Genomic DNA, 26,703 nt, shown 5'->3' with positions numbered 1-26,703 from the left:
TTGCTTACATTCATAAAGAAACGGATTTGCATTGTTCTTTCGTGATTTTCCGACGTGGACGCTGCCTGCATTGGAAGATCTCATAGGCTTTTACCTTACCGGCGTTGCCGCCGACATTTGAAAGCCAATAGACACGAGTTCTGCACAGGTTCCAGGAAGCATCATAAGTGCTCCTGGGGCCAGCTGATAATCCGCCTCCACTAGCATCTCACGATAACTTTCCGGCAGGACGGATGACATCATTTTCAGCTTGAGCGCATGCTCATCTTGAAGCTGTGTGTCCGGGTGTATACCTTTCCACCGTCTGGGCTCATTGACAGGCTGGCTCATCAAATGATCGGATATAAATATATTTTCAACCAATACATTTCCGTCTGGTACACTCATACTCATAATACGTTTGGCGATAGGCTCGGGATCTTCTCCAGTGGCCACACCATCGGTCATATGACATACAAGAGGTGCAGGGCAATCCTGCATGTTCGGAATTTCCGCTTTCAGAATTTTCTCTGCCTGTAAAAATGCTTTGGCAGAGTCTGAAAAACGCTTCGGCGTCAAATCCGGCAGGGAGCCTACCGCAGCAATTTCATCAATCCCTTTTATACCGTTCAGCAGGTCATAAACATCATCGCTGTAGGCGAGAATTGCAATACGATATCGGGGTGTAAGACGGTTACCCTTGGTTGAACGGAACACCATTTGTCGGATCGCCAGTGATAATGCTTCATAAACTACATCGATCCTGCGCTGACCTTCCATCAGCATATTCATTGATGCACTGATATCGATCAAGTATATGACCAATGCCGGTGTACGCTGTGACGCCTGAATACTATAATTCACCTAAAACACCCCTGCATGATTTGATATCAAATACTTGGCAGCCAGAAACTGCTGTCTTTCAAAAACAAATTAATGCCATTCAAACGAGTTCTCATTTTACCCACTTTATTATAGTAGGCAGCATCCTTTTGATACATGGAGGTGAAGCTCCGGGCAAAATTTCTGGCTCTTGGCAGATTGCCGGCTACTTGTGCATTATAAGCTTTATTATAGTAAGCAATAAGTGTCACCACATTCTCAGCTCGTTGTTTTTTTAGCTGAGCAGCCGCCTGTCTCTGCGCTTCTGCCTTCCGGGCTGCCTCAGCCTGTCTTTGCGCTTCAGCCTTTCGGGCAGATTCTGCCTGTCTCTGCGCTTCCGCTTTGCGAGCGGCCTCCGCTTGTCTGGCAGCTTCCGCTTCACGGGCCTGACGCTTCTTCTGTTCCTCCAGTTGAACCAGATACTGCTCATACTTTTCTTGTTTGTCATACTTTTCTTGTAAAGCGGCTTTTTTCTTATTGGCTTCTACCTGAGCAAGATAAGCTTCATATTTCGCCTGCTTGTCATACTTTTCCTGCAGCTTCGCTTTCTCTGCAGCAAGCTTGACTTCCTCTGCCTTCTTAGCTTTCTCTTCCGCTTCAGCTTTTTTGCGAGCTTCTTCTGCTTTGAGAGCCTCTGCTTTCTTACTCTCCTCTTCTGCTTTCTTACGCTCTTCTTCCGCCTTCTTGTCCGCGGCTAGCTTCGCTGCCTGCTCTTCTTTCAAACGAGCTTCCTCAGCCGCCTTCGCCTTTTCCTCTGCTGCCAGCTTAGCAGCTGCTTCCGCTTCCTGCTGTACACGCGTTTCGGCTTTATCCGCCAAAATCTGATTTACAGTAAACGCCGAGCCGGTCAATATGGCGACTGCAGCTGCTGCAGAAACCATGAATCTTTTGGAACTTACGAATGCCCGCCATCCTGTCTTCTCCTCGGAAGGTGGGTTTAACTGTGCCTCAAGCCCATGTATGGCTGCCGCAAGTTCCACTTCCAAAGGACTATCTTTTTTCACGAAATGGTAAGCTGACCGGAATATCTCCAAAGCTCCTGACAAGTTCCCTGCAGCTTCGAGGTCTCTCGCCTGATTAAATAATCGACCCACTACATTGTCATTTACTTCCCGATTACCTGGCTGCAGGCCCAGTGTCTCCGCCGCATGACGCTCTGCCGATTCGCCGTCTACCTGAGGTTTATCTTCTGCCTCTGCCGCTGCTGCGGTTTCCGGCACCACTGCCGCAGGTTCTTCTTCGGACAAAGCCGAAAGAGCGACAAGCCATTCGCCAAATGTCGGGCAGCTGCTTAAATCCTGACTGTCCCACGCCCGCCCAAAGAGATCGGCTATCGATTGCCCCCACCGCTGGCTTAAAGATTTTTTGAGAAGGAAATACCGCTCACATGTTGTTTGCATTTCATGCTGATCAAAATAACTTTCTCCCCACGCCTTGCCTACCACAGCTGGATCACTCCATCCGAGCATTTCCGCAATGATAACAGCTCCGGCAAAACGATCGGCATAAGCACTCCATAATCCACTGTGAACCGTACGGTGAGCAGCATATCCCGGAGATCCTGCTAATAAAACATCAGGACGATCCATTTTGGGACTATAGATCTGCTCCACATCAACCAGTTCAACCGCAGCCGACCCTTCAGGAAGCTCAACTTCCGAAAAAAACGGAAGCATGACATTTGGCGCAGATAAATCGCAATGTGCCAAACCTCGCTGTTCCATGCTTGAGCCGATGGCAGCAAGAGCTTTAGCCAGCATAAGGCTATCCCCCCGCGCCAGGTTACGCTGGTCACTGATCACATCAAACCAGGTGATACCGTGGATCCAAGGCATAACAACAGCGTACAGCAGGTCCGGATACCCGGCAATCAAGTCTCCGTTTCTTTCGGGAGTCAGCACCTCACGACTGCACACCTGTAAACCGGGAATATCTTTATAAGTAGCCATATGGTCGGATTGGTAAACCATAGCGGGAATACGGAATTTAGGGAAAAACACCTTAAGGGCTTTGGCCTCATGAACTTCTCCCTGAACGGGAAGAAGCTGATACACAATGCCCTGCCTGCCTGCCTGGGCATAAGCAAGTCCCGGTGCTGCAGGATGCTGGCCTACCTTATAGGCAGTTCCATTAATAATGATTTCGTCACCCGGGTTTGGTTGAAAACTCATGCATATCCCCCTTTCAGTCATTTATGGATCAGAGCATTATCAGCTCTGGATTGCAAGAAAACCGGGAGTCGATAAACACCCGGTTTTCTTGTCTATAAAACTATTATATACCAAATTCAAAACTATGAAAAATTAACGAGATTGATCCGCCATACGGAATTTCTGGGCGATCGCCTTCAATTCGTTACTGATGCTGTCCAGCGTTTGCACGAAGGATTGCATCAAACGGCTGGCTTCCTGGAATTCCTGGAAGAAGCGCTGCTTCGTCATACCATCCCACTGGCCTTCCATGCCGTTAACCGATTGAGTCAGACTGTTAACGATTTGCTGACTTTGGTCACCGCTTTGTTTAAATTGGTTTGCAACTTGTTCTACTTGTTCGGGTGTAATTAAAATACGTCCTGCCATGTATGTTCCTCCTTTAATGTGTGTTCTGTTTTTTTTGCTACCATTATGTTAGTTCATGATGTTAAAAATTTCAAAATGCCCTTCGACCTAATTTCCATATACCCCCATTGACCCAGGTATGAAACCAATTTAGTGAATTAGCTATAAATTTAGTTAGCAATACCAAGTCCGGATGGGTCCGTGAATGTCCAGCCCTGTCCGCTGAGCGCCGCTTTCCTGGCAGATTCCTGGCCTTCGCCCATGGTCATGCCAACAGCTGCTGCTGCTGAACTCGGATTCGAGATGACAGGTGAACCTCCGGATTGAGGTAAAATGGAGCTTGCGCCTTCAGGCTGTGAGGCTGCGAACAGTGACACAGGTGATACTTTCCCTACCTGAGCATGCTCCAGAATGGAGTTATATTGATGATCCGTTTCCTGGAACAGATCTGCTTTGTCGCGTAAATAGATACCCATTTTTTCCAGGAGAACCCCAACGTGCTCTCCTATACGCTGCGCGGTCTGCCATTCATCAATAACGGCCGCTTTCAGGGACGTTTCCCAAACCAGAGAATTCATTGCCTGGCTAAGCTGATTTGTAATACCCGAAAATTGATCGCCGGATTGCAGAAGCTGACGGCTTAATGTCCGGAGCAGTTCCGGTTCGACAGAAATACGCATTGGTCCTCACCTTTCATTCAGGCTCCCTTACTGTTTAAGCCACATCAGAAGCATTTGATAAAACTGGTCACGAGTCGCTGGTGCTGCCGTTAACCAGTCCTGGTCGCCTTGAAGGCTCATACGGAGCAGCCAGCTCATGGATTCATTAGCAATAAAGGCGGCATTTTGGCTTTCCCAGTTATACCCGTTCCATACAGACATCTGCAACTCACCGGTAGATACCCGGTTCTTTAAACATTTTGCCAGTGCAATCGAACCCTCAGCATCATCAGTCAATCTTGCAAGGCGATCGCTGATTTCTTCACAGCATGACTTTGCTGCAGAAGTATAAATATCACTAAATTCTTTCCGACTGAGCAGAAGCGCAGGAATTTCACCCAGAGGTTCACTGCTTAGCATCAAATCGCTCACCAGCTGAGAACAAGCGTCTTCGATGGTACTCAACTGGCTGAGTGAATACCCCCGTTGATCCTTGTCACATCTGCACACCTGAATAACCTGATCATCCATAACATGAAGATAACCTTCAAAATGAGTACCCTTGTTTTCATATTTAAGCCAGCATGCCCTCTCGGCAAGTCCGGCGACAGCCACTCTTGAAAACACTTCAGGAGGTATAGAGAGTTCTCCGCTCTCTTCAAGCAGTAGATAACTTTTTTCAATGAGAGAGTTTTTGGCTGCTTCCCACTCCTCTGCAATCTCTTCGGTCAAATAGCCGCTAAAAGGATCTTCAACCCCAAGCAGACGGTCAGAACCTAATATACCCGCCAAGAAAAAAAACTCTTTTTCATTCAGCGTTATGGTTTCCTGTTTGGAAGCAGGAATCGTCAACATTATGAGCCACCTCCCCTCAAACTACAACATGCCATCGGTCGCGAATTTCTGTGACCCATTTTTGCGCATTCCAAACTTCATCAAACGGAAGTGCGCCTTTTATTCTGGAAAATTTGCGTTTTACATAGTACCCCTGTCCTGAAGGCAGAATTTTTAGGCCTCCCGGACTATTCGCCGATTCCGAGAAAGGGATCCTAAAGAACGAAAGATCATTGGAATCCAGTGTACCAAATAAAAATCCGGATTGGGATGCTTTGACATCCGTAAACCAGTCAACACCGTAAGTCGGAAAGTCTGCGGGAACACCGGACAAAATAACATGGACATTGCGGTCTCTGCCAAATCTGACAATGGAAGACAGCTGGTCCTTGACTGTAAAATCATTCAGCTGCTTACTCATGACATCTGCATCATCAATTAACAGCATGAGCGCAGTTTCCTCATTATCTTTCGTTCGATTCATAACTTTATCATGAATTTCCGCGATCATAGGTACAAGGTCCTCTTCATTGGATGCATGACCTTTGACGTGAGGCAAATGGCTTAACCGGCTTAAACCGCTGCTGCCATATCGGGTATCTACCGTATAGATTTCAATCTCTTCCGGAGAAGCATGCAGGGCAAGTGACAGCATCCAGCTGAGCATAAATGAAGTTTTGCCCCCCTCCATCGGACTTGCCACAATAAAATGAGGCCCTTCTTCCAGATTCACCATAAATGGGCTCAGATCATCTGTCGACAATCCTACAGGCACGTTATATTTGTTTGTTCTGGATACCTGCTCGTATGGCTGATCCATCTTAAGAAGCTCCGAAAGGCTGACTTTCTCAGGTAAAGACAAAATGGAAGGAGCTTTTTCTCCATTCCAAGAGTTTTCAATACGTTGTATCGTACTGCGCAGCTCAACTGAACGTTTCCCTTCATCATCACCCGAAGCAGGAAGAGCCGATTGGAATTCCAGCGGCGGAATCTGTCCCTTGATTAATCCCCGGCCTGCTGGAAGCTGACTCGGTGCCCGTGATGGACGACCTACTGCATAGTAATAATCAGAAGGGTCAGCAAGTTCAAATGAAACTGCATTGGCAATATTGCTGCGCACTTTTTCAAATAAATCAGAGATACGGTTCGCTGAAATCACGAAAGTAATACCAAGACTTCCGCCCTCGCGAAGCAAATATTCGAGCATATCATTTTCATCTGGATATGAGTTTCTGAAATTCAAATACCCGTCAATAATGACGATCTGCTGAGGATTCTGTTTGGACATAGTCCGGCGATACGATGATATTGTTTTTACACCGGCATCAGCAATAAGATCCTTCCGGACAGCGGCCGTTTTGGTCAAGTAACGGAATAAACGCTTGACCCGGTCCTCCTCTTCGGCATTCATAACTGCTCCGACATGAGGAAGTCCGGCAAAATCTCTCATCATACGTCCCATGTCAATGACATATCCATTCCAATGTTCTGGTGTGTAACGTTCCGCCAGTGACATGAGCACGGTTTGAATAAATGTCGTTTTGCCGAGACCTGGCATTCCATACACTGTCCAATGCCCCTGCTCCAGATTGACTTTGAGCGGCTTTTGACATTGATTAGGCAAGTCGTCAACCATACCTGCATAGGCTGTGAGTCCTGTACTGCTGAGTTCTTCCATGTGGTTCGACCCCTGCTCATCTTCGACAACTTCACTCAGATCAAGTATTTCAGGCAGCGGCGGGAGCCACGGACCCGGAAGTTTAGGAATGCCTTCCTCTGCAGCGACATCCGCTAATTTCTGGATAAATACCTGCAGCTGTTTAGGCACCTCTTCCTGGTGGACCTTCGAAGCCTGAGCTGGAGCCAGCATCGGCTCCAGCTTGCCGTTAATGCGAACTTCACGAATATTAACCGTACCTTCATTGTCCTTCTTCTCAATATAGGGAGCACCGCTCCATGCAAATTGCATCTCTTCAAAAACTTCATCACTGCCCACCTGAAAATAACCGCGGCCCGGTTTATTGATCCAGGCGGCATTTGGTATCTTCAGCATATCACGGCTGTCTCCTTCACTTTGAACACGAAGACATATACGGAACCGTGAGTTACTCCAAATTTTATCATCCACAACACCAGCCGGTTTTTGAGTCGCCAGAATCAAGTGAACGCCCAATGTACGCCCAATAGCTGCAATACTGATCAGCTCATCCATAAATTCAGGCTGATCTTTTTTCAGCTGTGCAAACTCGTCAATAATAATGACCAGATGTGGAAGCGGTACACCGTGCCCGCTGCGGAGCAGCTTGTAATATTCATCAATATGCTGCAGGTTTCCTGCATCATTAAGAATCTTCTGCCTCCGGACGAGCTCGGCTTTCAAAGAAATTTTTGCACGCTCTATCAAGTTATTATCCAGGTTCGTTATGGTCCCAACAACATGGGGCAGATGCAGGAATGTATTCGACATGCCGCCGCCCTTATAGTCAATCAGCATGAATGCAAGATCATGCGGGTGAAACTCAGAAGCCAGTGAAGCCACAATCGATTGAATGACCTCACTTTTCCCTGATCCTGTTGTACCGGCGATCAAACCGTGCGGCCCGTGGCCGCTTCGTTCGATTTTATCATGAAGGTTAAGATTGATTTTTTTATTTCCTGCTCGCACGCCCATCGGTACTGGAAGTGTGTCCGGAAAGCGGTTTTGCTGCCAGCGCCGCTTGAGATCCAGATCATTGATCTTTTCAATATCCATCATCTCAAACAGCGTCAATACAGGAGGAATATCTGAAGCCGAAGAACGTTTCAGGCGAATCGGCGCCATATACCGGGCCAAAGCCTCAATCTGTTCTTTAGAGATATGATCAATCTCAAAAGCATGCTGTCTTACCTGCCCGTCTTCTTTGATCGTATAGACTGCTTTGTCACGTTCGGCTTCCACAATGAGCTGACAATGCATCGGAAGTCTTTCCTTCCGGTCAGATAAAATGATCGTAACGGCATCCACCGCCTCGGCTTCCTCCAACAGGAGTGGCAGCAGCGGTTCTTCCTCTATGAGCTGACTAGCCGAAAGAATGACAACATAAGCCGGTATTTCGACGGCTTTGCTGCCATAATCGGACTCATTGTTTCTTCGACGATACAACTGCATGAAAATCTCGTCTGCCAGCTGATGCGCAGTACTTCTGCGGTCTGCCATATACCGTGAAGAACGGTCATTGTCCCAGATATGTGGAAACCAGCGCATCCATTCCCATTCATGAGCTTCTTTCTCCTCGTAGAATGCAGCAAGCTTCACCTCATCCGGTGAATGGCGTACCGTGGTTTGAGCTACAATGACACGCAGGGCATTCATAACATCTTCCCGGCTGCCGACCACACCAATAACTTTGGAGTGGAACAAAGGAAGTGTGATGGAGGCATTTTCAACGGTTTTAAAATCCGATGCCAGTTCTTCAGCTGCCTCAATCAACGGATCCTTATCGTAACCGTCTGCTCTGGGAGGCCTGATGTGCACATAAAAAGGCACGGTTCCTTTACCAGCACGGACCTCCAGAAAATCATTGTCTTCCGGCGACCGCTCCCACAGGCTGCTGCTCCGGTTTTTCACCACCTGATAACACACCTCGGGATCCCCGTGGATCTCAAACATCACTTCAATCTGATCCTGCTGGCGAGCTTTCAGCTCTTCTCGGTGTAGGTCCAACTGAGCGCGATATTTCTGATTTCGCTCAGCAATATTTTTCTTGTACACTTTTTTGTTGCTGAGATACATGAAGAAAGGAAGTGTATAAGACATGAGCATCATCGGGATCATAATCATCTGAAACATCATATAATTGCTGCTGCCCATTTTCCCGCTCATATTCATATATATATAGAAGCTGATCATTGCAATGGTCATTATGACCGGAATAATAATAGAAATCAGGGAAAAAGAAGGTTTACTTGGTTCAGAAGGAGGCCTGAAAATTTCCATTTCCTCCTGTTGGAGGGCCGGTCTCATTCGCGGCGATCTCTGGTACAAAACGTTCATGGGATACCTCCTCAAGTCAAAATTTTATGTTTCTTGAAACAGCGTTCTCCGTCCGTAAACTGGGGCTTCATCATTTGTTGTAGAAAAAGCGCGCTGGAGCCGAATATAAGCACCTTCCCTTAATCCAGCCTCGACAATGCTGCTAACATCTTCAATTTTAAACCACAAGCCTTCGGGAAATTTAGCTTCCAATATGTACTGCATGCCTGGACTTGGCAGTTCGTGGAACAACCTGAGACCCAGCAGTTCATTCAATCGGTTGACGGAACATTCCTCAGGGATATCGATATCAAACCAGTCTCCCTCTCTGCGCCCGGAAATTACCGTAAGAATCATATTCGAACGCCCGCCTTTCGTATGGTGTTTAATTGGTTACATTATTGTAACTGTATCATTATAAGGTCTATCCTGTCAATTTGTGTCATATTGCTCTGTCCCTATATTTTATAGGAATGAAGTGGTTCTGCAGCACCAAAATGAGTTTGAAACAGGAATTTGGTCTATAATCAACATTTCACCCTAATTTTACAATATAAATCAAGCCAGACAGCACAAAAAATGCTTCATTCATACCTACTCGCTAATTTCATTCACAAAAATGTCACGACCATCAAAACGTTTTTGATTAAATATCTTATTTTAAGGTTATTTTAAGATTGTAAGTTTATAATTCCACTATCATGGAATACTTTTCGTGAGGTGATCATATGAAAATGTTAATTATGTTTCAAAACAAACCTGTACCCGTTTATTTTACGACAGATAACAAACAACCGGTACAAAAAGTACTTAAGCTTTTAACCAGCGCGCTTGATCATAAAATCAACAATGGTAAACAAGCGCTAAAAAAATGCCTCAACTCCCTGATCAGTATTGAAATCGAGGGTTCCGAGGCAATTCTTCACAGTAAAAGTGAAAACGATTCTCTTGCGCTATCTCTTTTTTAAGAGTTAGCCTTTTTTTATTGTATGAGAGGATTAACGGCGATTTACCAACAGAGGCAGGTTTAAACGTTTTTCTTCAGCTGTCTGGGCCTTGTGAATACGAATTTGAAATAATTTCGCCAGATTTAGAGTAGTGTGTACTTCTTGGCTGCTGCCCAATTTCTTCACGATAAAACGATCAACGGACATGCCTTTCACTCCTAACCTAATCATAATTCGAAAGAGGAAATATTTCCTAGCATTTCGTATCTTTATATAACCTGATCCAGCTGGAATTAAACGCCATATTCAAACCCCTTCTTTACTTCGATACGGCATTCCAATGTTTAATAATATGAGTCTTCTCCATATATAGATCATTTAACAGCATTCCAAGCTCTTCCAATCCGATATATGGTAAAACTTATTTTTAATTAAACAGTGATTTTTTTTGAATAAACATTCCCATGTTTTTTATTCGAGATCCATTCTGTTGGATTTAAAGCTGAAATTACGGTAGGATGAATAGTACTGTATTTATTTTTAAACTCATGACACAAGGAGGCGCAGTCAAACATGCAGGACGTTTTAATAATAGGGGCAGGTCCCTGTGGTCTTTCCGCGGCCATTGAATGTGAAAAACGAGGTTTCTCCACTGAAATCATTGATAAACATAATGTGGTTCATTCCATATATCTATATCCGACACATATGCAGTTTTTCAGTACTGCTGAAATGCTGGAGATCGGAGGTGTGCCTTTTGCTTTATCTAACGATAAGCCTTATCGTGATGAAGCACTTGCATACTACCGGCGCGTCGCCAAGCATTATCAACTTAAAATATCGCCATACGAAGAGGCCTTATCTATTAAAAAACAGCCTGACGGTACATTTCAGGTCCATACCCGTAAACGCAGCGGGACAGAAAGTGTGAAAGAAGCCAAACATGTGGTGATATCCACCGGATATTTTGATCATCCGAATTATATCGGAATTCCTGGTGAAGACTTGGATAAAGTCACACATTATTTCAGAGAAGCACATCCATACGCCGGTATGAAAACAGCAATTATCGGCGGCAGCAATTCCGCAGTAGACGCAGCTATGGAACTGATCCGAGTGGGGGCAGACGTATCGGTAATTTATCGGGGGAGTGAAATTTCCCAGAACATCAAACCATGGGTACGTCCTCTGTTCGACAGTTTGGTGACCAAGCAGCGCATCTCTCTATATCTCGAGTCCAGTGTTACGGACATTCGTGAAAACTCAATCACAATTAAGAACATCAGCGGTGAAGAAATTATCGTCGACAATGACTTTGTGCTGGCTTTAACCGGATTTCGTCCAGATCGCAAACTGCTGGCTTCTTCCGGTGTGGAGCTGGATGATGGGATGGAGAAACCGAGCTATAATCCTGAGACGATGGAAACGACAGTACCCGGACTGTTTGTGGCAGGAGTCATTGCTTCCGGACGTAATGCCAATGAAGTGTTTATTGAAACCGGGCGTGATCACGGCCGTCTGATCGCCGAATATCTAAGCTCTGCAAAAACAGTGTAACCTTATCTCAACCATCAAGGAGTTGAAAGGCCGCTTGGATTATACATCGCTCATTCTTCTAGGTTTAGCAGGACTCGGCATCATCAGCAGCAACTCTACCATGACGATCGCCATGATTGTGCTGCTGCTAATCAGGGTCACAGGACTGCAGCAGGCTTTTCCCTGGCTTGAAAAATACGGATTAACATTAGGGATCATTATGCTGACCATTGGAGTCATGTCGCCATTCGCCAGCGGAAAAATGAACCTTGAAACCTTGGGTCAGTCTTTTCTCCACTGGAGATCACTTCTGGCTATCGGGATCGGAATGATGGTAGCCTATCTGGGCGGCCGCGGGGCGGCGCTGATGGGATCCCAGCCTACGATTGTTGCAGGACTTTTGATTGGTACCGTGCTCGGTGTAGCATTATTTAGAGGTGTCCCCGTAGGCCCATTAATAGCGGCCGGACTTCTCTCCCTTCTGATCGGCAAGTCATGACGGAGATATATGCAAAAGAGCTTCCAAACTGACGTTCACACGCCAGGCTGGAAGCTCTTTAGTTTGTCTATGTTTTGATATCAGTTATCAAAATGCTGAACATTATATAAGCGGGCATAGCTGCCCTCTCGCTGCATTAATTCGGAATGTGTGCCCTGCTCCGTAATCTGACCATTCTCCATTACAACAATCTGATCTGCATGGGTGATGGTGGACAACCGGTGAGCGACAATCAAGGTCGTCCGGTTGCTCGACAGCGACTGCAGTGCCTGCTGGATCAGATGCTCTGACTCCAGATCCAGGGCGGATGTGGCCTCGTCCAGAACAAGAATATCCGGGTCTTTCAGAAACACCCTGGCGATAGCGAGACGCTGTTTCTGCCCGCCGGACAGCTTCACCCCGCGTTCACCAACCTCGGTATCATATCCTAGCGGCAGATTCATGATGAAGTCATGGGCATTCGCCGATTTCGCTGCAGCGATCATGTCCTCCTCCTCCGCTTCAGGGTTACCCAGCATGATATTCTCCCGGACCGATCCGCTGAACAAAAAGTTATCCTGTAAAACCATACCGATGGACCTTCGAAGACTTTCCAAGGTCAATGTCCGGATATCATGTCCGCTGATCATCACACGACCTTCCTGCACATCATAAAAACGTGGAATAAGTCCAATCAGGGACGATTTCCCGCCTCCGCTCATGCCTACGAAAGCAACCGTTTGACCCTGCTTTATATTTAACTGGATGTCTTTCAGCACCCAATCGGTTTCCTTGCCGTATTTAAACCATACCCGGTCAAACTGGATATCCCCTGCAGACTGCAGCTTTTTAGCAGACGGGGCATCGGTAATGTCATAAGGCTCATCCATCAATTCCTTAACCCGTTCAAGGGACGCTGTTGCTTGGGTCAGAACCGTAGAGGAATTGATCAAACGCCGCAGCGGTGCATATAACCGATCCAAGTAACCGAAAAACGCGATAAAGGTTCCCAGCGACAAATCCCCCTGAATGACCCGGTATCCTCCGTAACCGATCACAAGAATCGGCGCGATATCGGTTAAAGTATTAATGATGGAAAAGGTCAATGCGTTCATACGAGTTTGTGCCATTGCTTTTTTCAAAAAGTTGCTGTTGATGTTCTCGAATTTGTTCTGATCATAACGTTCCAGCGTAAAGCTCCGGATAACCGAGATACCCTGAATCCGTTCATGAAGATAAGCCTGAATACCGGCGAGTGCCTGGGACCGGTCCTTTGTCAGCTTTTTCAGACGCTTATAGAGCAGATTTACTGCGATCCCGTACAACGGCAGTACGGCGATGGAAACCAGGGTAAGCACCGGATTCATAAAGAACATCACAATAAGAACAAATAACAAGGTGAACATATCGAGCCAGATGTTCATCATGCCGACTTCCACCAGGTTCTTGGATTGTTCAACATCGTTGATAAATCTGGAAATTGCCTCACCTACTTTGGTATTCTGATAATACCTGAGAGACAATTTCTGCAGATGAGCATAAAGCTTGTTACGCATATCAAACAAAATCCGGCTCGTAATGAATTGTGCAAAGTACTGTCTTAAATATTCAACAGGGCCTCGAACCACAACAAATAAAGCGAGCGTCCCTCCGAGAATAAGCATTAGTTGTTCAATCTTTTCCTGGGCGCTCATCAGATCATTGGTGAGAAGATCATCGACGACATATTTCATAATGAGCGGAAGCAGCAGTGGAATGGTAAACTTGATCATCCCGATGATCAAAGTAATAATAATCCATTTAATATATGGTTTTACAAACGGATAATAGATTCTCCAAGATTTCAAAAGCTGGATACAGCCCCTTTCTGTTATCACCTGGTTGACAATTGCCGACTTCAATGCTTTGATAGTCCTAAAACTGATTCTATGGTTTTCGAGTGCAGGAGGAAGAACATGAATACAATCTTCGTAACAGAAGCGGTCATGCTTGCGATTTATGGCCAGCTTCTTGTGCCGCCTAAGCCGGTAGAATATATCATACCTTATACTACAATTCTAGAGCTCTATGAACTTATTAATAGTGATGAACCACTGATGCACAGCATTTCAGATGATCAGCATGTCCGGAACAAAATCAGCGAATTGATCCAGTATTTTGAAGAACCGCTGAATAAGAAAAAGATCGACCGGGCCCTTCAAGTTCCCTGGGCGAAAAGTCCGTCTATTCCAATGGGCGAGAAAACGCTTGTGACCATTATGAATGCGGTAGACCATGCCCCGTACGGTGAATTATTTGATCCGGTGGAAACGGAAGTCCTTGCCGCTGCCCAGCGCCTCGAGGCTCCGGTATTGACGGACCAATATGAACTCATCCAACGAATAATAAGCGCTTCCGTGCCTGTACAGGTTTTCGATATTGAAGATTTTGATTACGCTCTGGATGATTACTGAGATCCCGCTGACGAAAATTACGAAAAAAATTCCCCTTTCGGGGATTTTTTTGTGTGCCCATTATTAGTCTTCATAAGACTGCTGCGCGAGCTTGCTCATCAAGTGAGCTGTCAGCTGGTCCATATCCGGAAGCTGCTCTCGATTAAAATATTTCAGGGAAACATCGCTCGCTGACGGCAGATCAATAGCGCTGCTAAGCCCGTGAGCGGCATATACACCGATAATAAAGTATTCTTTATCACCGTTTGCATGCTTTTTGACATAATCGGGACCAGACAGCAGATCCAGCAGCTTCATCTGATCTGCATGCAAACCGCTTTCCTCCCAAAGTTCACGGGCCGCCGTATCTTCCATCGACTCACCAGGTTTAATGGCTCCGATCGGAAGTCCCCAGACTTCCTTCCCTGGTCTTCTTAGCAATAGAACTTCTGTTTGGCTGTTCATGACGATGGCCGCAGCCATGACCTGAACCATGGAGCCTTTACCGAGATATTGACGGATATCACGGTTAAACACGCCCATCTTCGGGAACCTCCTTTGACCGAAAAACGGCGCTGTATTCACATGTATGCTGCTTAATGAACTGCACCGTCTTCCTTATAGATATACGAAATATCATCCAGGGATTCCTCGTACTTGACGGTGAGGTCATATCCCCGTAAATACCACAGATCATGATCCTCCATATAAAACATCACTTTATCAGACTCCTGAACCAATCCGGGATGCTGTGGATCTTCGACCGTGAGCCCCAAAGAAAAACCAGGATGAAGCCCCCCGCTGGAACTATACCGCGGAAAAAACCTAACGCTGTCTCCCGGCTGCAAATCCAGTTCTTTAATGAACCATTGTGCGGCCTCTTGACTGACATGGATCATCATGTCTTCCACTCTCCTTTGACATTCTAATGATCACTGTTCCACTTTCCTGCACCAGCTGGCATGTTTATTATGTATCATAACGCATATCGCCGCCGGGTTACAAATTCTTTTTGTATCGCAGTTGACATTATCCATTCAGCGGTGATAAAATTCAAACGACGCTAGAGATTTTCAATTTATTGTAAATTCTTAGGAAAGGGTGATCACGGTGTTTAATACATACTTTGTTACTCCACAAGTTTTCGGACACACATACTATCAATTAAATACTGTCGGCGCCCTGCGGAAATCAAACCTCGTTTCGTGATTCTTTGGCCTTAATGAATTCACGTTTCGAAATTCGTACAGTGCGCTGAATTACCGTGCGAATGATAAGTTAACCACTAAGCATATCATCCGTTTTTCGGATGGTGTGCTTTTTTTGTGTTAGTGGGGCCTTGTCTGATCCGCGAGAAACGCCGGCGTTGTTATTGAGAGGAAGGGATATGAACATGTTTGCTGTACTTAAAAATTTGGCCTGGTTTTTCCGGCTGGAGAAAAAAAGATATTTAATCGGTTTGTTTTTTCTCATCATTTGCGGGGGGCTGGAACTGCTTCCACCACTGCTGCTGGGCCGTGCGATTGATGATATTGTCAACAGCACAATTACGTGGTCCGCACTGACCCAATACCTTTTGGCGATTATCGGACTCGTCGCTGTGATTTACCTTTGCACATATGTATGGATGCATCGTATTTTTGGAGGAGCGAATCTGGTAGAACGGCTGCTGCGTACCCGCTACATGAACCATCTTCTTCGCATGATGCCGCCTTTTTTCGAAAAGAACCGGACCGGTGATCTGATGGCCAAAGCTACGAATGATCTTCGTTCTGTCGCCAACACAGCAGGTTTCGGCATGCTGGTCATGACAGATTCCACATTTTTTCTGTTCGTCATTCTGTTTGCGATGGGGTTCATTGTCAGCTGGAAACTGACTCTTGCAGCCATTCTTCCCCTTCCGATTATTGCTGTCGGCATGGTGATCTATGGCAAAGCCATACATAAACGATACACGGCTGCCCAGGATGCCTTCGGTGACATGAATGATCAAGTGCTGGAATCTGTGGCGGGCGTACGGGTTATCCGCGCATATGTTCAGGAACGCGAAGATCAGCGTAAATTTCAGCAGATTACCGATGATGTGTACCGCAAAAATCTGACTGTTGCCAAAGTTGACGCCCTGTTTGAACCGACCATCAACTTCTCGATCGGACTGAGCTATGTAATCGGTTTGTCTTACGGCGTGTACATGGTGTTTCAAAATCAAATTACACTCGGAAATCTCGTATCGTTCAACATGTACCTGGGGATGATGATTTGGCCGATGTTTGCCATCGGTGAATTGATCAACATTATGCAGCGGGGTAACGCTTCTCTCGACCGGGTGAACAGTACGTTATCTGTGAAGCCTGATGTTCCGGAGCCTCAGCATCCGGTAGATGTTCAAATTCCGGAATCTATACAGTTTGATCATCTCAGCTTCCGTTATCCGAGTTCCAACACGGATAATTTGAAAGATATCTCATTAACTCTGTCCAGAGGCCAGACACTGGGCGTAGTCGGCAGAACAGGAAGCGGGAAATCAACACTGCTCAAACAGCTGCTGCATGAGTACCCTGCTGGAACGGGACGGCTTCTTTTCTCAGGAGTCTCAGCTGCAGACCTGCCCAAAGACCGGCTTCACGGCTGGATCGGCTATGTACCGCAGGAACAAATTCTGTTCTCAAAAACCGTCAGGCAGAACATTCAGTTTGGCTTAAGAGACGCTGATGATGATACCATCATGGATGCGATTCGCACGGCTGCATTTGATCAGGACCTTCACACCCTGTCTGACGGTCTGGATACACTCGTGGGTGAGAAAGGCGTTGCCCTATCCGGCGGGCAGAAACAGCGGGTATCGCTTGCCCGAGCCTTTATTGCTGATCCGGAGATTCTGATTCTGGATGATGCGCTTTCCGCGGTTGATGCACGGACGGAAGCCCGAATCATTGAGAACATCCGGTCAAGAAGAGCGGGAAAAACCACGCTCATCTCCACCCACCGGCTGTCGGCCGTACAGCATGCTGACTGGATCGTTGTGCTTGAGGAAGGAACCATTATCGAACAAGGGACGCATGAAGAACTGCTGGCCTTGAACGGATGGTACCGTGATCAATATGTTCGCCAGCAGCTTGAAAATCATCTTACATCCGAGGAGGTGTCCTAATTGACGGAACCCCGCATGATTGAAAATAACACCGGAATTGCCAAAAGGCTGTTCCGATACGCATTAACGGCGAAAGGCACCTTTATCGCAGCATTAATCATGCTGGCCATCGGTGTAGCGGCTGAGCTTGCAGGTCCTTTTATAGCCAAAAATATGATTGATAATCACGTTCTTGGCATAGAACGTCCCTTTTACGAGACCAGCACTACGGAAGGATCTGCTGAGTATGAAGGAAACTACTATAAACGGACAGACCACTTTTCTGAAGGAGAAACCAGAGGTCAAGAAGTTCGTATTCTCCAGAGTGGAAGCCATTTCTACTTCATTCCAGAGCGTGTGGAGCGAGCTGAAGGTGAACGCTCATACCAAAATGGACAAATAACCATTGCATATGGCAGCATGTCCGACGTGTATCCTGCAGTCCCATTGACGGCTTCAGAATTATTCGGGTTTTACGAACCTGAACTGCCTGGAATATACAAGCTGGTTGGATTGTTCCTGATCGCCATGTTAGTATCCATGATTGCCGTCTTCAGCCGGACGTACTGGCTGCAGTCTGCAGCCAACCGGGTCATTCAACGACTGCGAACCGACGTATATGCCCATATTCAACGGCTTCCCGTAAACTTTTTCGATAATCTGCCTGCAGGCAAGGTTGTATCGCGGGTGACGAATGACACGGAAGCTGTGAAAGACTTATTCGTTGCAGTGTTGTCCAACTTTGCATCCGGGATCGTGTACATCACAGGAGTTTACATCGCCCTCTTCCTGCTGGATGTAAGGCTCGCGTTGATCAGTCTGTTCATCATCCCCATGCTGATTGTATGGATTGTGCTCTATCGCAAATTTGCGACCAAATACAATGTTATCATTCGTTCCCGTTTAAGCGAAATCAACGCCATTATCAACGAGTCGATTCAAGGTATGCCCATTATCCGAATCTTCCGCCGACAGAAAACAACGCAGGAAGAATTCGAAAATCTGAATAACGATTACATGGCACATCAGAACAAGATGCTGAATCTAAACTCCCTTACCACACATAACCTGGTTAACGTGCTTCGTAACATCGCTCTTGTTGTCATTTTGTGGTACTTCGGATCTGCATCGTTAACCGGAACCAGCCTCGTGTCCATCGGTGTTCTATACGCTTATGTAGACCTTATGGGCCGCATGTTCCAGCCAATTACCGGCATGGTAAACCAGCTGGCTGCTCTCGATTCATCCGTGGTCTCTGCCAAGAGAGCTTTTGAGCTGATGGATGAGACCGGTGAGCCAGTAACCGACGGATCTATGCCGCGCTACAAAGGCCATGTTGAGTTTAAAGATGTATACTTTGCCTACAAAAAAGACGATGTCTTAAAGAATATCTCTTTCCAGGCGTCTCCTGGTCAGACTGTCGCTCTTGTCGGTCATACCGGTTCTGGTAAAAGCTCAATCATCAATCTGCTGTTCCGTTTCTACGATCCACAGAAAGGAAGCATATCGATCGATGGCCGCCCGGTGACCGAAATACCAAAGCAATGGATTCGTCAGCATATGGGCATAGTCCTGCAGGATCCGTATCTCTTTACAGGTACGATTGCCAGCAATGTCAGCCTGGGTGATCCCCGTATAACACGGGAAGAGGTAAATAAGGCATTAAATGATGTCGGAGCAGACCGACTCCTCAATCATCTGCCTCAAGGATTTGATGAGCCTGTTCTTGAGAAAGGCAGTACCCTTTCGGCTGGACAACGCCAGTTGATTTCCTTTGCAAGGGCGCTGGCATTCAATCCTGCGATTCTGATCTTGGATGAAGCGACCGCGAATATCGATACCGAAACAGAAGCTCTTATCCAAGACGCACTGGAAGTGCTGAAAAAAGGCCGCACAACCTTTATCATCGCCCACCGTCTCTCCACCATCCGTAATGCGGACCAGATCCTGGTCCTCCATCGGGGCGAGATTGTAGAACAGGGCTCACATGATGAACTGATGGAACAGCACGGCCGTTATTTCAATATGTATCAGCTGCAGCAGGGCTCATCCGTGAAGGCGAATGGCGGCAAAGATTCGGAAACATTAACAGCCGATTCACGAATTCCGCAAGTCTCTGCAAAGATTTAATCATCTAACTTTAAAGGGCCGTCCCATAAGATCCAGGATCTTGTGGGACGGCCTCTTTTGATGTTGATTGATAATGATGTGTCAAGTAATGCGTTACATTCTTGGAGACGTCCGCTCTTTAACGGTAATCTTGTATTGAGATGGTACGTAAGTTTCGACAGATGCTTTAGAAATAACCTGCGGATACATCTTATCCGGATCCGGTTGGGTTATTTGATAGTGAACAACCACTTCCATGTCATCAATGAATTGAATGGACGACACGACCAAGCCATATCCAGGATGGGGCAGGTCATCTTTAGTGATGACGACTTTATTAACATCATCATTCACTTTAATGACATCCACAGCGGCATCCCCCTGCTGTTCTTCTGTAATAATTTCACCTACAGAAGGCTTTTCTCCCTGCTTGTGAGTTTCAATAAAGTTAACCGCCGCATGCGTCATCTGAGCAGCTTCCATACGTGAAAGGTTCTCTTTGGGACGGAATTCGCCGTTTTTATCGAGTTCAGTCATCTTGGTAAGCAGTAAAAACTGAACTGCTCCCCGCTTGTCTTCGGCGATTTCTTCATCATCTTCCACGTTCACGTACATCATAATGACCGGATAATCACCGGTAGCCTGTACAGCTGAATACAGCAATTGGGCAAAATCTTCACGAGTAATCGGTTTGTTCCATGCTGTCTCATTATGGACGGGAAGTCCGTGCATCGCTGCAATGTTTACCGCATCCGCATACCATGCGCCATCAGGCACACTGCTGAACGACTTGCCGGTGAGATTCGGATATGCTTCAAGACCCGCTGTTTTAACGACCATTTTCACAGCCTGAGCAGATGTTATGGACATATTCGGAGCGAATTTTTCATCACTGATTCCTTGAATGATGCCAGCCGTTTGAAGCTCCTTCACGATACTTAAATCATTTTGATTATCCACGTCTGAGAATGCAGATGCAGATGCCGCCAATGTACCCATGAGGGCAGACGAAATGAACATGGTTGAAATGATCTTTGTAGTTTTTTTCATAATAAGCACCTCCTATCACTACAGACGAACCGATGCCGGATTATGTTTCAAGAATTGCCTGATGAATAAAAATCCGGATTCTTCTCACTATCCAAACCAAGTTTAATATACATTTCCCGGGAGTAACCCTGCAGCTTCTGCTCCAGCGCCTGTGCCTGATCTTTAAAAGCATTCAGTTCACGAATCATTCGTGACCGGCCTCCGGGACTAAAGGTTTCATGGATCCGTTCTTTGAAATAGTCATGTACAATATAATTCCGCTGTTTCCAAACTTCTTTCAGCTGAAGCGTCTCTTCTTCGGAAAATGGAAAGTAATGCTGTATCTCCTGAACAAGCTGACCCAGCGAACTGCTTAATTTACGCTGATACAGCTGTGTAAAATCTTCTTCCGACGGCACCTTGCCTTTAGACAGCTTGATCAACATCAACAGATTGGCAAGCTGTTGTTCAAGGGCCTGAGAGTAATATACCGCCAAACCGAAATAGGTTAACAGCTCTTTGGAGTGATCGCTGTCCAGCAAACGGGTATGTTTCATATGCTCCTCCTAATCATTAGCTGCCTTTTTCGTGTTTAATTGTTCATATACTATGGTATAGGAAGATTCCCCCTCCTTCAACCTGCTTTTCGAACCAAATCAGCAGTATCCTTGGCAGAGGAAGCATGGAGATAAACTCCTGCCAGCAGAGCAATATACCCTGAAACATACACAATTATGAGGATTTTTGAAGAAACTGCTACTTCGGATTCCTTCATCAGCATTTCAATTATAGGAGACACGGGTGGAAGCAAATAGACCAGCCATCTTACTTCAGCCGGTAATTCTCCCTGCATAGACAGCCCGGACATCGAGAGCACGAGCATCAAAAGCAGCAGCCCCGCAGCTCGTCCACGATTCGGAATCCATGAATTCTGAACATACAGCGATAAGCTAATCCCTAATAAAGCCAATAACATGTGCGCTGTAATCGCCAATCCAAACTCCGCCATGCTTACCGATCTGTCAAACATACCGCTCCAGAGCGGGTAAATGACTATGGATGCACTTAACATCAATCCGATCACTGCAGCAGAAGCAAACTGGATCCAGTAAAACAGCTTTGAACTCTGAACATGCAGAATAAGCAGTCCAGTCTGACGGCCATGATCATGATTCAGAAAATTCATCCCAAGCCAGGCAGAACCGATAAATATTACACATGAGGTCACAGCATAGCTGTCCATGACCGGATTCGGCCTATAAGAATATAGAAAAAGAACAAAAATGACGATAAACGCTAAGGGTCCAAAGTATTGATAAGATCTGGTAAAGCTGGTCAACAGATACTTCATAAGTTGAATCCCCTTCATCCTATCACCGCCTTTTTTGACTTTGAAACGCATTGGTGTTCTACTGGCAGCTCAGGACCTTTTAATTGTTGAAGGGACAGAATGCTTCCTCCGGCATCAAGGATATACTGCAGCATTTCGTTACTGCATTCACGAGCGATATCCGCTTCCTTTGGGGCTCCCTGAGAAATCCATTTTATAAATCCATCCATTTGCTCTATATGTATACAGTGTTCTGGTGATATCCCGTGAAATACAACTCGGCTGCGTGCACGAGGATTACGTTGATAAGTTAAATCCGTCAAACCGTCACGCATAATCTTGCCATTCTTCATAACTACAAGCCTGTCTGCCACCGCCGAGATCAGCAGATGCTCGTGTACCGACATGACAATGGAGGTCCCCTGCTGTTTAATTTCTGTCAGGAGTTTCGCGATCTCATGCTGTACATGTTCATCCAAACCGGAAAGCGGCTCATCCAAGACCAGCAGGTCCGGCATGCCAAGCAGAGCCTGCATAAGATTCACTTTTTGAAGCATGCCTTTCGAGAATCCGTTCATCAAACGATTTGAAGACTGCTCCATCTGGAACATGGAGATGAGACCTTCCACCCTTTTGGAAGCGGCTTGTTTCGAAAGCCCCTGGATTCTGCCCATGTGAGCCAGATACTCTCGGGGCGTAAACTTCAGTCCCGGGAAGAACTCAGGTACGTATCCGATGCTGACCTCTCCATTATTTATTATTATTGTTCCTTTATCCGGCATTGCAAGTCCAGCTAAAATATGCAGCAGCGTGCTTTTTCCGGCCCCGTTGTCTCCGGTTATGGCAGCACATTCTCCTCGGCAGATTCTCCAGTTTACGTCGTGCAATGCAATATGTCTGCCGTACCGTTTGCTGACCTGATTAAGTGTAACTAAAACGTCCATTTGAATGTCCCGCTTTCCCAATTATTACTTATATTGTACACTCAAATGCACAATAAAAAAGCCTGAATTCATTCAATTTTGAATGAACACAGGCTTTCTATTAATAATACAGGTTAGGCCACACAGCACATATTGCTGCAGATTTCAGCACAGCGGCGGCATGCCTCGGCACAGTCTTTGCAATGCTGATGGGCATGCTTCTCACATTCTTTTGCACATGCCTCACAAATCTGAACACAAATGCTGCATATATCCGAAGCGAATGGACTCATGCGGCTCATCGCATCTGCAGTGAATGAGCAGATTTCAGCACACTCGCGTGTTAAAACTATACAATCGCGAAGCATAGCGATATCATATTCCTTTAGGCTGGAAACATAACAGATATTGCTGGCGTCAGCCGCCTCGTGGCATGCTTCGATACAATCTTTATATTGCAGTTCATTTGTCATTTTCGGTTAACCTCCCACGACTTTTACTCAGATGCTTTGTATTAAACGTGAAAGGGACCCGGTGAATCAATCCGGAACTGCCAGTTTTTCCAGCCTGGCCTGCAGATCATCCCGGTCAAACTGTTCCCCGATAAACACCAACACATCCTGCAGCCCGGCTTGAGGTGCCAGCTTCGTGTAATCGGTTTCTCGGAATGCATATTGAAACAAAAACCGGCTGGCCGTATCGCGAAAGCTCACAATGCCTTTTGCCCTGTAAATGTCCCTAGGCAAATCCCTGATCAAGTGTTCAAAATGCACACTGTCCACAGGACCTTGAAGATGATGCGTATAAGACATTACATGGTGGTGCGTATGATGCGTTCCTCCATGATCGTGATCATTGGAAGAACCGCAGCTGCTATGTTCCGCTTCAGATTTACCGCTGCATGTATTCCCCTGAATCGCATGAGCACCAGTCAGCAGCACATCAAGATCCACCTCGCAGCGGACAGCAGGAACCATTGTGGCCAGGGGATTCCACTTCGCCACGATATCACCTGCTTCCTGCTGTTCATTATTATTCAGGCGATCTGTCTTATTGAGAATCAGCTTGTTCGCGCAGCGGATCTGTTCCTGCATCAGACGGTACGTTTTCGCTCTTTGTTGTCGATGGAGGTACAGCAGGTGAGCCGAGTCCACGACGGTGATCATCTGTTTGACTTCAATGTTCATATATAATGCAGCCTCGGCGAGACCATCCAAAATCTCCATCGGATTGGCTGCTCCCGTAGCTTCGAGTATAATCACATCCGGTTTTTCATTCCGAATTAACAGTCCCAGCTCGCCCGCCAGATCAGCACGTATTGAGCAGCATATGCAGCCGCTGAGCATTTCCGCTGTTGGTACTGCATGCCCCGCTGCCACGCTGTCGATATTGACTTCCCCGATCTCATTCATCACAACCGCTGGTTTTAAGCCCTGCTGCTGCCAATACGGAATCAAACGGGTTAACAGACTTGTTTTCCCGCTGCCCAAAAAGCCTGATAATATATAGATAGGTGTTATACTGTTCTTCATAGAATACGTCTCTTCCCTTCAAAAACATCTGTTAAGGAAGTGTACTATAGCGATGAAGCCGCGGCAACGGCATCTTCCCAAAAAAAGATAATAAGAGGTGGTATTTTGATGAACACGGTAGAAGAACATCGCAGAGAAGCTCCAGACACGGTTGCATGCATGATTGTTACGGTATCGGATACACGGACAACCGCTACAGACAAGAGTGGGCAGCTGATGCGAGAGCTCCTGGAACGTGAAGGATATATTGTCGCTGCCCAGACTATCGTAAAGGATGATTATGACCAGGTGCGATCTTTAATTACAACCGCTTCTGAACATAAGGACATTCAGGCAGTCCTGCTCACAGGAGGTACAGGCATATCCAGGAGAGATACCACATTTGAAGCTGTAACATCTCTGCTGGACAAAGAGCTTACCGGTTTCGGGGAAATTTTCCGTTCCCTCAGTTACGAGGAGATCGGGTCTGCTGCCATTTTAAGCCGCGCGATCGGCGGGACAGTCGGAGATACTGCTGTATTTTCCATGCCGGGTTCTGCAAATGCTGTGCGGCTGGCAATGGAGAAGATTTTACTGCCTGAACTGCGGCATGTTGTGCGGGAGATTCGCAAGCCGCAATAAAAAAACAGCTTCCCGGGACCATCCGGGAAGCTGATTTTTTATTATTTTTTGTCCGGGGCATAGACGTCGCCGTCATCTTCTTCAATGTTGTTGGACTCATTCGCTGATGTCGCAATTTCTTCAAGCAGTTGAGGACCAATTTTCTCGACATGCTGCTGATAATCTGCGTTCAGTTCTCCTGCAGCCAGATAAACGACAGCCGATTCTTCCGATTCTACTACAACCGATTTCAGACCTTCCTCACCTTTCGCATCATTACCTGAATACAGGTCTTTGATACTGCTGCTCCGGGTCTGCTCGTCAGGATAAACATGAAGGTTGAGCTGCTGATGCTGGTCATTGTTAATGAGATATCGATAAATCATACTTCCGTCACTCTCTTCTGCAACGGTCTCATTGGTGAGTTCCATACTTTCAGCTTCAAAACGCTGTTTCATGCTGTCCAGAAATTTACCATTCAGTCCACGTCCTTCACTTTGGGCTTCCTGGGTCCCTTCCTCAAAAGCTTGTCCGTTGTACTGCTGGACTTCCTGCTTTGTCATCTCTTCATTACATCCTGTCATTCCGATAACCAGCACACCTGCTATCAATCCTTTTGTCCAACGGTTCATCATCTTGAATTCATCCTTTCATTAATTTATTATTCTTTTGGATTCAAAACGACCACGGATCTGCCGACAGCTTTTCCTCTCAAGATGAGGTTTAGAGCTTCCGGAAGCTCAGTCAAAGCAACTTCCTTAATCCCGTCCCCCAGCATCGTTTCTGGTTTCCACTCAGCCGCCAAGCGTCCCCATATCTCTTTTCTCAGCATCATCGAACAGTTTACGGAATCGATTCCCAGAAGTTTAATGCCCCTTAATATAAACGGAAACACGGTCCCGTTAAATTCAGTTCCGCCGGTGAGTCCGGACAAGGCTGCTGATCCGCCATATCGAATCTGCTTTAGCAGTTCAGGAAGAATGCCGCCGCCGACGGGATCAACAACCCCTGACCATCGCTCAGAAGACATCACTCCAGATTTCGGCGGATGTAGTTCATCACGTGAAATAACCTGATGAGCGCCCAGAGACTGAAGCCAGTCTTTCTGCTCTTCCAGCTTGCCTGTAGATGCGATAACTTCATAACCCAGCCGGGACAATATAGAAATCGCAAAGCTGCCAACACCGCCTGTAGCACCTGTAACAAGTACAGGTCCATGCTCTGGCCTTAACCCGTTGTTCAACATGGCATGGATAGACAAAGCTGCTGTAAACCCGGCTGTACCAATGCCCATCGCTTCTTTTGGTGTCAGGCTTTGAGGAAGATGAAGGAGCCAGTCTCCATTCAAACGTGCATACTGGCTGAATCCCCCTTCATGAGACACACCTAAACCATATCCTGTACACAAGACCTGGTCCCCTTCATGAAAGGAAGCGTGGGCGGAATGCACAACCGTGCCTGCAAGATCAATTCCTGGAATGAAGGGATATCTCCTCACAATGTCTCCGTCCGGCAGCGATGCCAGCCCATCTTTATAGTTAACGCTGCTGTATTGAACGTTAATGGTCACATCACCTTCCGGCAGCTGTTCCCAGCTGCAGGTCTCTATACCGCTTCGGAAGCCTTGATCATCCTTATGCACAACATACGCTTGAAACTGCGTTGGAATCACCATCCTTTTCCTCCTAACTCTGGGACTCTTTATTAATATGTACCCAATCCTTATTCTCATT

26 protein-coding genes are annotated in these 26,703 nt (G+C 46.4%); 7 read left to right on the top strand and 19 right to left on the bottom strand.

The window, feature by feature from the left end:
- Window positions 1–90: 90 nt before the first annotated feature.
- From HII30_RS10895 to HII30_RS10865, 7 genes are all read right to left on the bottom strand, one after another.
- Window positions 91–843 carry a vWA domain-containing protein gene (locus HII30_RS10895; protein WP_169505056.1) on the bottom strand — a complete coding sequence of 251 codons (753 nt, stop codon included), beginning with the start codon at window positions 841–843 and terminating at the stop codon, window positions 91–93.
- A gap of 26 nt (window positions 844–869) precedes the next feature.
- Window positions 870–3,032, bottom strand: coding sequence for a serine/threonine protein kinase (locus HII30_RS10890; protein ID WP_169505055.1), 2,163 nt, complete (start codon window positions 3,030–3,032; stop codon window positions 870–872).
- Between the two features lie 132 nt (window positions 3,033–3,164).
- Window positions 3,165–3,440, bottom strand: a complete 276-nt coding sequence (locus HII30_RS10885) for a WXG100 family type VII secretion target (RefSeq protein ID WP_169505054.1) — start codon at window positions 3,438–3,440, stop codon at window positions 3,165–3,167.
- Window positions 3,441–3,589: 149 nt separating this feature from the next.
- Window positions 3,590–4,099, bottom strand: a complete 510-nt coding sequence (locus HII30_RS10880) for a WXG100 family type VII secretion target (protein ID WP_169505053.1) — start codon at window positions 4,097–4,099, stop codon at window positions 3,590–3,592.
- A 27-nt stretch (window positions 4,100–4,126) separates the two neighbouring features.
- On the bottom strand, window positions 4,127–4,933 hold the full coding sequence (locus tag HII30_RS10875; RefSeq protein WP_169505052.1) for a hypothetical protein: 807 nt from the start codon (window positions 4,931–4,933) through the stop codon (window positions 4,127–4,129).
- 16 nt (window positions 4,934–4,949) lie between these two features.
- Window positions 4,950–8,945: a type VII secretion protein EssC gene (gene essC / locus HII30_RS10870; RefSeq protein ID WP_169505051.1), complete on the bottom strand. Its 3,996-nt coding sequence runs from the start codon at window positions 8,943–8,945 to the stop codon at window positions 4,950–4,952.
- A 24-nt stretch (window positions 8,946–8,969) separates the two neighbouring features.
- The gene (locus tag HII30_RS10865; protein ID WP_169505050.1) at window positions 8,970–9,281 is read right to left on the bottom strand and encodes a hypothetical protein; all 312 of its coding nucleotides are present in this window, start codon (window positions 9,279–9,281) and stop codon (window positions 8,970–8,972) included.
- A 371-nt stretch (window positions 9,282–9,652) separates the two neighbouring features.
- On the opposite strand from HII30_RS10865, the gene HII30_RS10860 reads away from it, so the two are divergent.
- Window positions 9,653–9,892: a hypothetical protein gene (locus tag HII30_RS10860; RefSeq protein WP_169505049.1), complete on the top strand. Its 240-nt coding sequence runs from the start codon at window positions 9,653–9,655 to the stop codon at window positions 9,890–9,892.
- Window positions 9,893–9,922: 30 nt separating this feature from the next.
- Here HII30_RS10860 and HII30_RS10855 read toward each other — a convergent pair whose 3' ends face one another.
- The gene (locus tag HII30_RS10855) at window positions 9,923–10,078 is read right to left on the bottom strand and encodes a hypothetical protein (protein ID WP_169505048.1); all 156 of its coding nucleotides are present in this window, start codon (window positions 10,076–10,078) and stop codon (window positions 9,923–9,925) included.
- Window positions 10,079–10,444: 366 nt separating this feature from the next.
- On the opposite strand from HII30_RS10855, the gene HII30_RS10850 reads away from it, so the two are divergent.
- Both HII30_RS10850 and HII30_RS10845 read left to right on the top strand, forming a co-directional pair.
- Window positions 10,445–11,428 carry a YpdA family putative bacillithiol disulfide reductase gene (locus HII30_RS10850; RefSeq protein ID WP_169505047.1) on the top strand — a complete coding sequence of 328 codons (984 nt, stop codon included), beginning with the start codon at window positions 10,445–10,447 and terminating at the stop codon, window positions 11,426–11,428.
- 34 nt (window positions 11,429–11,462) lie between these two features.
- Entirely contained in the window at window positions 11,463–11,906 is a 444-nt protein-coding gene (locus HII30_RS10845; protein ID WP_169505046.1) for a DUF441 domain-containing protein, read from the top strand.
- 80 nt (window positions 11,907–11,986) lie between these two features.
- Here the strand turns inward: HII30_RS10845 and HII30_RS10840 are convergent, their stop codons facing one another.
- Window positions 11,987–13,732 carry an ABC transporter ATP-binding protein gene (locus HII30_RS10840; protein ID WP_169505045.1) on the bottom strand — a complete coding sequence of 582 codons (1,746 nt, stop codon included), beginning with the start codon at window positions 13,730–13,732 and terminating at the stop codon, window positions 11,987–11,989.
- A 108-nt stretch (window positions 13,733–13,840) separates the two neighbouring features.
- On the opposite strand from HII30_RS10840, the gene HII30_RS10835 reads away from it, so the two are divergent.
- Window positions 13,841–14,338 (top strand): ADP-heptose synthase, encoded by a 498-nt coding sequence (locus HII30_RS10835; protein WP_169505044.1) that lies wholly within the window; start codon window positions 13,841–13,843, stop codon window positions 14,336–14,338.
- 63 nt (window positions 14,339–14,401) lie between these two features.
- Here the strand turns inward: HII30_RS10835 and HII30_RS10830 are convergent, their stop codons facing one another.
- Both HII30_RS10830 and HII30_RS10825 read right to left on the bottom strand, forming a co-directional pair.
- Window positions 14,402–14,860 (bottom strand): NUDIX domain-containing protein, encoded by a 459-nt coding sequence (locus tag HII30_RS10830; protein ID WP_169505043.1) that lies wholly within the window; start codon window positions 14,858–14,860, stop codon window positions 14,402–14,404.
- Window positions 14,861–14,913: 53 nt separating this feature from the next.
- A complete protein-coding gene (locus HII30_RS10825; protein WP_169505042.1) occupies window positions 14,914–15,219 on the bottom strand; it encodes a HesB/YadR/YfhF family protein in 306 nt (101 codons plus the stop codon).
- A 491-nt stretch (window positions 15,220–15,710) separates the two neighbouring features.
- On the opposite strand from HII30_RS10825, the gene HII30_RS10820 reads away from it, so the two are divergent.
- Together HII30_RS10820 and HII30_RS10815 are read left to right on the top strand one after the other, a co-directional pair.
- Entirely contained in the window at window positions 15,711–17,468 is a 1,758-nt protein-coding gene (locus HII30_RS10820) for an ABC transporter ATP-binding protein (protein ID WP_169505095.1), read from the top strand.
- A gap of 15 nt (window positions 17,469–17,483) precedes the next feature.
- Window positions 17,484–19,577: an ABC transporter ATP-binding protein gene (locus HII30_RS10815; RefSeq protein ID WP_169505094.1), complete on the top strand. Its 2,094-nt coding sequence runs from the start codon at window positions 17,484–17,486 to the stop codon at window positions 19,575–19,577.
- Window positions 19,578–19,670: 93 nt separating this feature from the next.
- Here HII30_RS10815 and HII30_RS10810 read toward each other — a convergent pair whose 3' ends face one another.
- The 6 genes from HII30_RS10810 to HII30_RS10785 all read right to left on the bottom strand — a co-directional run bounded on the left by HII30_RS10810 (window position 19,671) and on the right by HII30_RS10785 (window position 24,370).
- Entirely contained in the window at window positions 19,671–20,606 is a 936-nt protein-coding gene (locus tag HII30_RS10810; protein WP_169505041.1) for an S-layer homology domain-containing protein, read from the bottom strand.
- 47 nt (window positions 20,607–20,653) lie between these two features.
- On the bottom strand, window positions 20,654–21,142 hold the full coding sequence (locus tag HII30_RS10805) for a hypothetical protein (protein ID WP_169505040.1): 489 nt from the start codon (window positions 21,140–21,142) through the stop codon (window positions 20,654–20,656).
- 77 nt (window positions 21,143–21,219) lie between these two features.
- The gene (locus tag HII30_RS10800; RefSeq protein WP_169505039.1) at window positions 21,220–21,936 is read right to left on the bottom strand and encodes a hypothetical protein; all 717 of its coding nucleotides are present in this window, start codon (window positions 21,934–21,936) and stop codon (window positions 21,220–21,222) included.
- Between the two features lie 14 nt (window positions 21,937–21,950).
- Window positions 21,951–22,859, bottom strand: a complete 909-nt coding sequence (locus HII30_RS10795; RefSeq protein ID WP_169505038.1) for an ABC transporter ATP-binding protein — start codon at window positions 22,857–22,859, stop codon at window positions 21,951–21,953.
- 113 nt (window positions 22,860–22,972) lie between these two features.
- On the bottom strand, window positions 22,973–23,311 hold the full coding sequence (locus HII30_RS10790; RefSeq protein ID WP_169505037.1) for a four-helix bundle copper-binding protein: 339 nt from the start codon (window positions 23,309–23,311) through the stop codon (window positions 22,973–22,975).
- Window positions 23,312–23,377: 66 nt separating this feature from the next.
- A complete protein-coding gene (locus HII30_RS10785; protein ID WP_169505036.1) occupies window positions 23,378–24,370 on the bottom strand; it encodes a CobW family GTP-binding protein in 993 nt (330 codons plus the stop codon).
- 108 nt (window positions 24,371–24,478) lie between these two features.
- On the opposite strand from HII30_RS10785, the gene HII30_RS10780 reads away from it, so the two are divergent.
- Window positions 24,479–24,991 (top strand): MogA/MoaB family molybdenum cofactor biosynthesis protein, encoded by a 513-nt coding sequence (locus HII30_RS10780; RefSeq protein ID WP_169505035.1) that lies wholly within the window; start codon window positions 24,479–24,481, stop codon window positions 24,989–24,991.
- 41 nt (window positions 24,992–25,032) lie between these two features.
- Here HII30_RS10780 and HII30_RS10775 read toward each other — a convergent pair whose 3' ends face one another.
- Both HII30_RS10775 and HII30_RS10770 read right to left on the bottom strand, forming a co-directional pair.
- A complete protein-coding gene (locus tag HII30_RS10775) occupies window positions 25,033–25,605 on the bottom strand; it encodes a hypothetical protein (protein WP_169505034.1) in 573 nt (190 codons plus the stop codon).
- A gap of 26 nt (window positions 25,606–25,631) precedes the next feature.
- Window positions 25,632–26,645, bottom strand: a complete 1,014-nt coding sequence (locus HII30_RS10770; RefSeq protein ID WP_169505033.1) for an acrylyl-CoA reductase family protein — start codon at window positions 26,643–26,645, stop codon at window positions 25,632–25,634.
- Window positions 26,646–26,703: the final 58 nt, after the last annotated feature.

This window comes from Paenibacillus lemnae (genome assembly GCF_012933385.1).
Taxonomy (GTDB): Bacteria; Bacillota; Bacilli; order Paenibacillales; family Paenibacillaceae; genus Paenibacillus_AQ; species Paenibacillus_AQ lemnae.
This window is presented reverse-complemented; position numbering and strand designations above follow the sequence as displayed.

Excerpts from the sequence above, each read along its gene's own strand:
- HII30_RS10890 (WP_169505055.1), bottom strand. The coding sequence starts at position 3,032 with ATGAGTTTTCAACCAAACCCGGGTGACGAAATCATTATTAATGGAACT.
- HII30_RS10885 (WP_169505054.1), bottom strand. The coding sequence starts at position 3,440 with ATGGCAGGACGTATTTTAATTACACCCGAACAAGTAGAACAAGTTGCA.
- HII30_RS10880 (WP_169505053.1), bottom strand. The coding sequence starts at position 4,099 with ATGCGTATTTCTGTCGAACCGGAACTGCTCCGGACATTAAGCCGTCAG.
- HII30_RS10875 (WP_169505052.1), bottom strand. The coding sequence starts at position 4,933 with ATGTTGACGATTCCTGCTTCCAAACAGGAAACCATAACGCTGAATGAA.
- essC (WP_169505051.1), bottom strand. The coding sequence starts at position 8,945 with ATGAACGTTTTGTACCAGAGATCGCCGCGAATGAGACCGGCCCTCCAA.
- HII30_RS10865 (WP_169505050.1), bottom strand. The coding sequence starts at position 9,281 with ATGATTCTTACGGTAATTTCCGGGCGCAGAGAGGGAGACTGGTTTGAT.
- HII30_RS10860 (WP_169505049.1), top strand. The coding sequence starts at position 9,653 with ATGAAAATGTTAATTATGTTTCAAAACAAACCTGTACCCGTTTATTTT.
- HII30_RS10855 (WP_169505048.1), bottom strand. The coding sequence starts at position 10,078 with ATGTCCGTTGATCGTTTTATCGTGAAGAAATTGGGCAGCAGCCAAGAA.
- HII30_RS10850 (WP_169505047.1), top strand. The coding sequence starts at position 10,445 with ATGCAGGACGTTTTAATAATAGGGGCAGGTCCCTGTGGTCTTTCCGCG.
- HII30_RS10835 (WP_169505044.1), top strand. The coding sequence starts at position 13,841 with ATGAATACAATCTTCGTAACAGAAGCGGTCATGCTTGCGATTTATGGC.
- HII30_RS10830 (WP_169505043.1), bottom strand. The coding sequence starts at position 14,860 with ATGGGCGTGTTTAACCGTGATATCCGTCAATATCTCGGTAAAGGCTCC.
- HII30_RS10825 (WP_169505042.1), bottom strand. The coding sequence starts at position 15,219 with ATGATGATCCATGTCAGTCAAGAGGCCGCACAATGGTTCATTAAAGAA.
- HII30_RS10820 (WP_169505095.1), top strand. The coding sequence starts at position 15,711 with ATGTTTGCTGTACTTAAAAATTTGGCCTGGTTTTTCCGGCTGGAGAAA.
- HII30_RS10815 (WP_169505094.1), top strand. The coding sequence starts at position 17,484 with ATGATTGAAAATAACACCGGAATTGCCAAAAGGCTGTTCCGATACGCA.
- HII30_RS10810 (WP_169505041.1), bottom strand. The coding sequence starts at position 20,606 with ATGAAAAAAACTACAAAGATCATTTCAACCATGTTCATTTCGTCTGCC.
- HII30_RS10805 (WP_169505040.1), bottom strand. The coding sequence starts at position 21,142 with ATGAAACATACCCGTTTGCTGGACAGCGATCACTCCAAAGAGCTGTTA.
- HII30_RS10800 (WP_169505039.1), bottom strand. The coding sequence starts at position 21,936 with ATGAAGTATCTGTTGACCAGCTTTACCAGATCTTATCAATACTTTGGA.
- HII30_RS10795 (WP_169505038.1), bottom strand. The coding sequence starts at position 22,859 with ATGGACGTTTTAGTTACACTTAATCAGGTCAGCAAACGGTACGGCAGA.
- HII30_RS10790 (WP_169505037.1), bottom strand. The coding sequence starts at position 23,311 with ATGACAAATGAACTGCAATATAAAGATTGTATCGAAGCATGCCACGAG.
- HII30_RS10785 (WP_169505036.1), bottom strand. The coding sequence starts at position 24,370 with ATGAAGAACAGTATAACACCTATCTATATATTATCAGGCTTTTTGGGC.
- HII30_RS10780 (WP_169505035.1), top strand. The coding sequence starts at position 24,479 with ATGAACACGGTAGAAGAACATCGCAGAGAAGCTCCAGACACGGTTGCA.
- HII30_RS10775 (WP_169505034.1), bottom strand. The coding sequence starts at position 25,605 with ATGATGAACCGTTGGACAAAAGGATTGATAGCAGGTGTGCTGGTTATC.
- HII30_RS10770 (WP_169505033.1), bottom strand. The coding sequence starts at position 26,645 with ATGGTGATTCCAACGCAGTTTCAAGCGTATGTTGTGCATAAGGATGAT.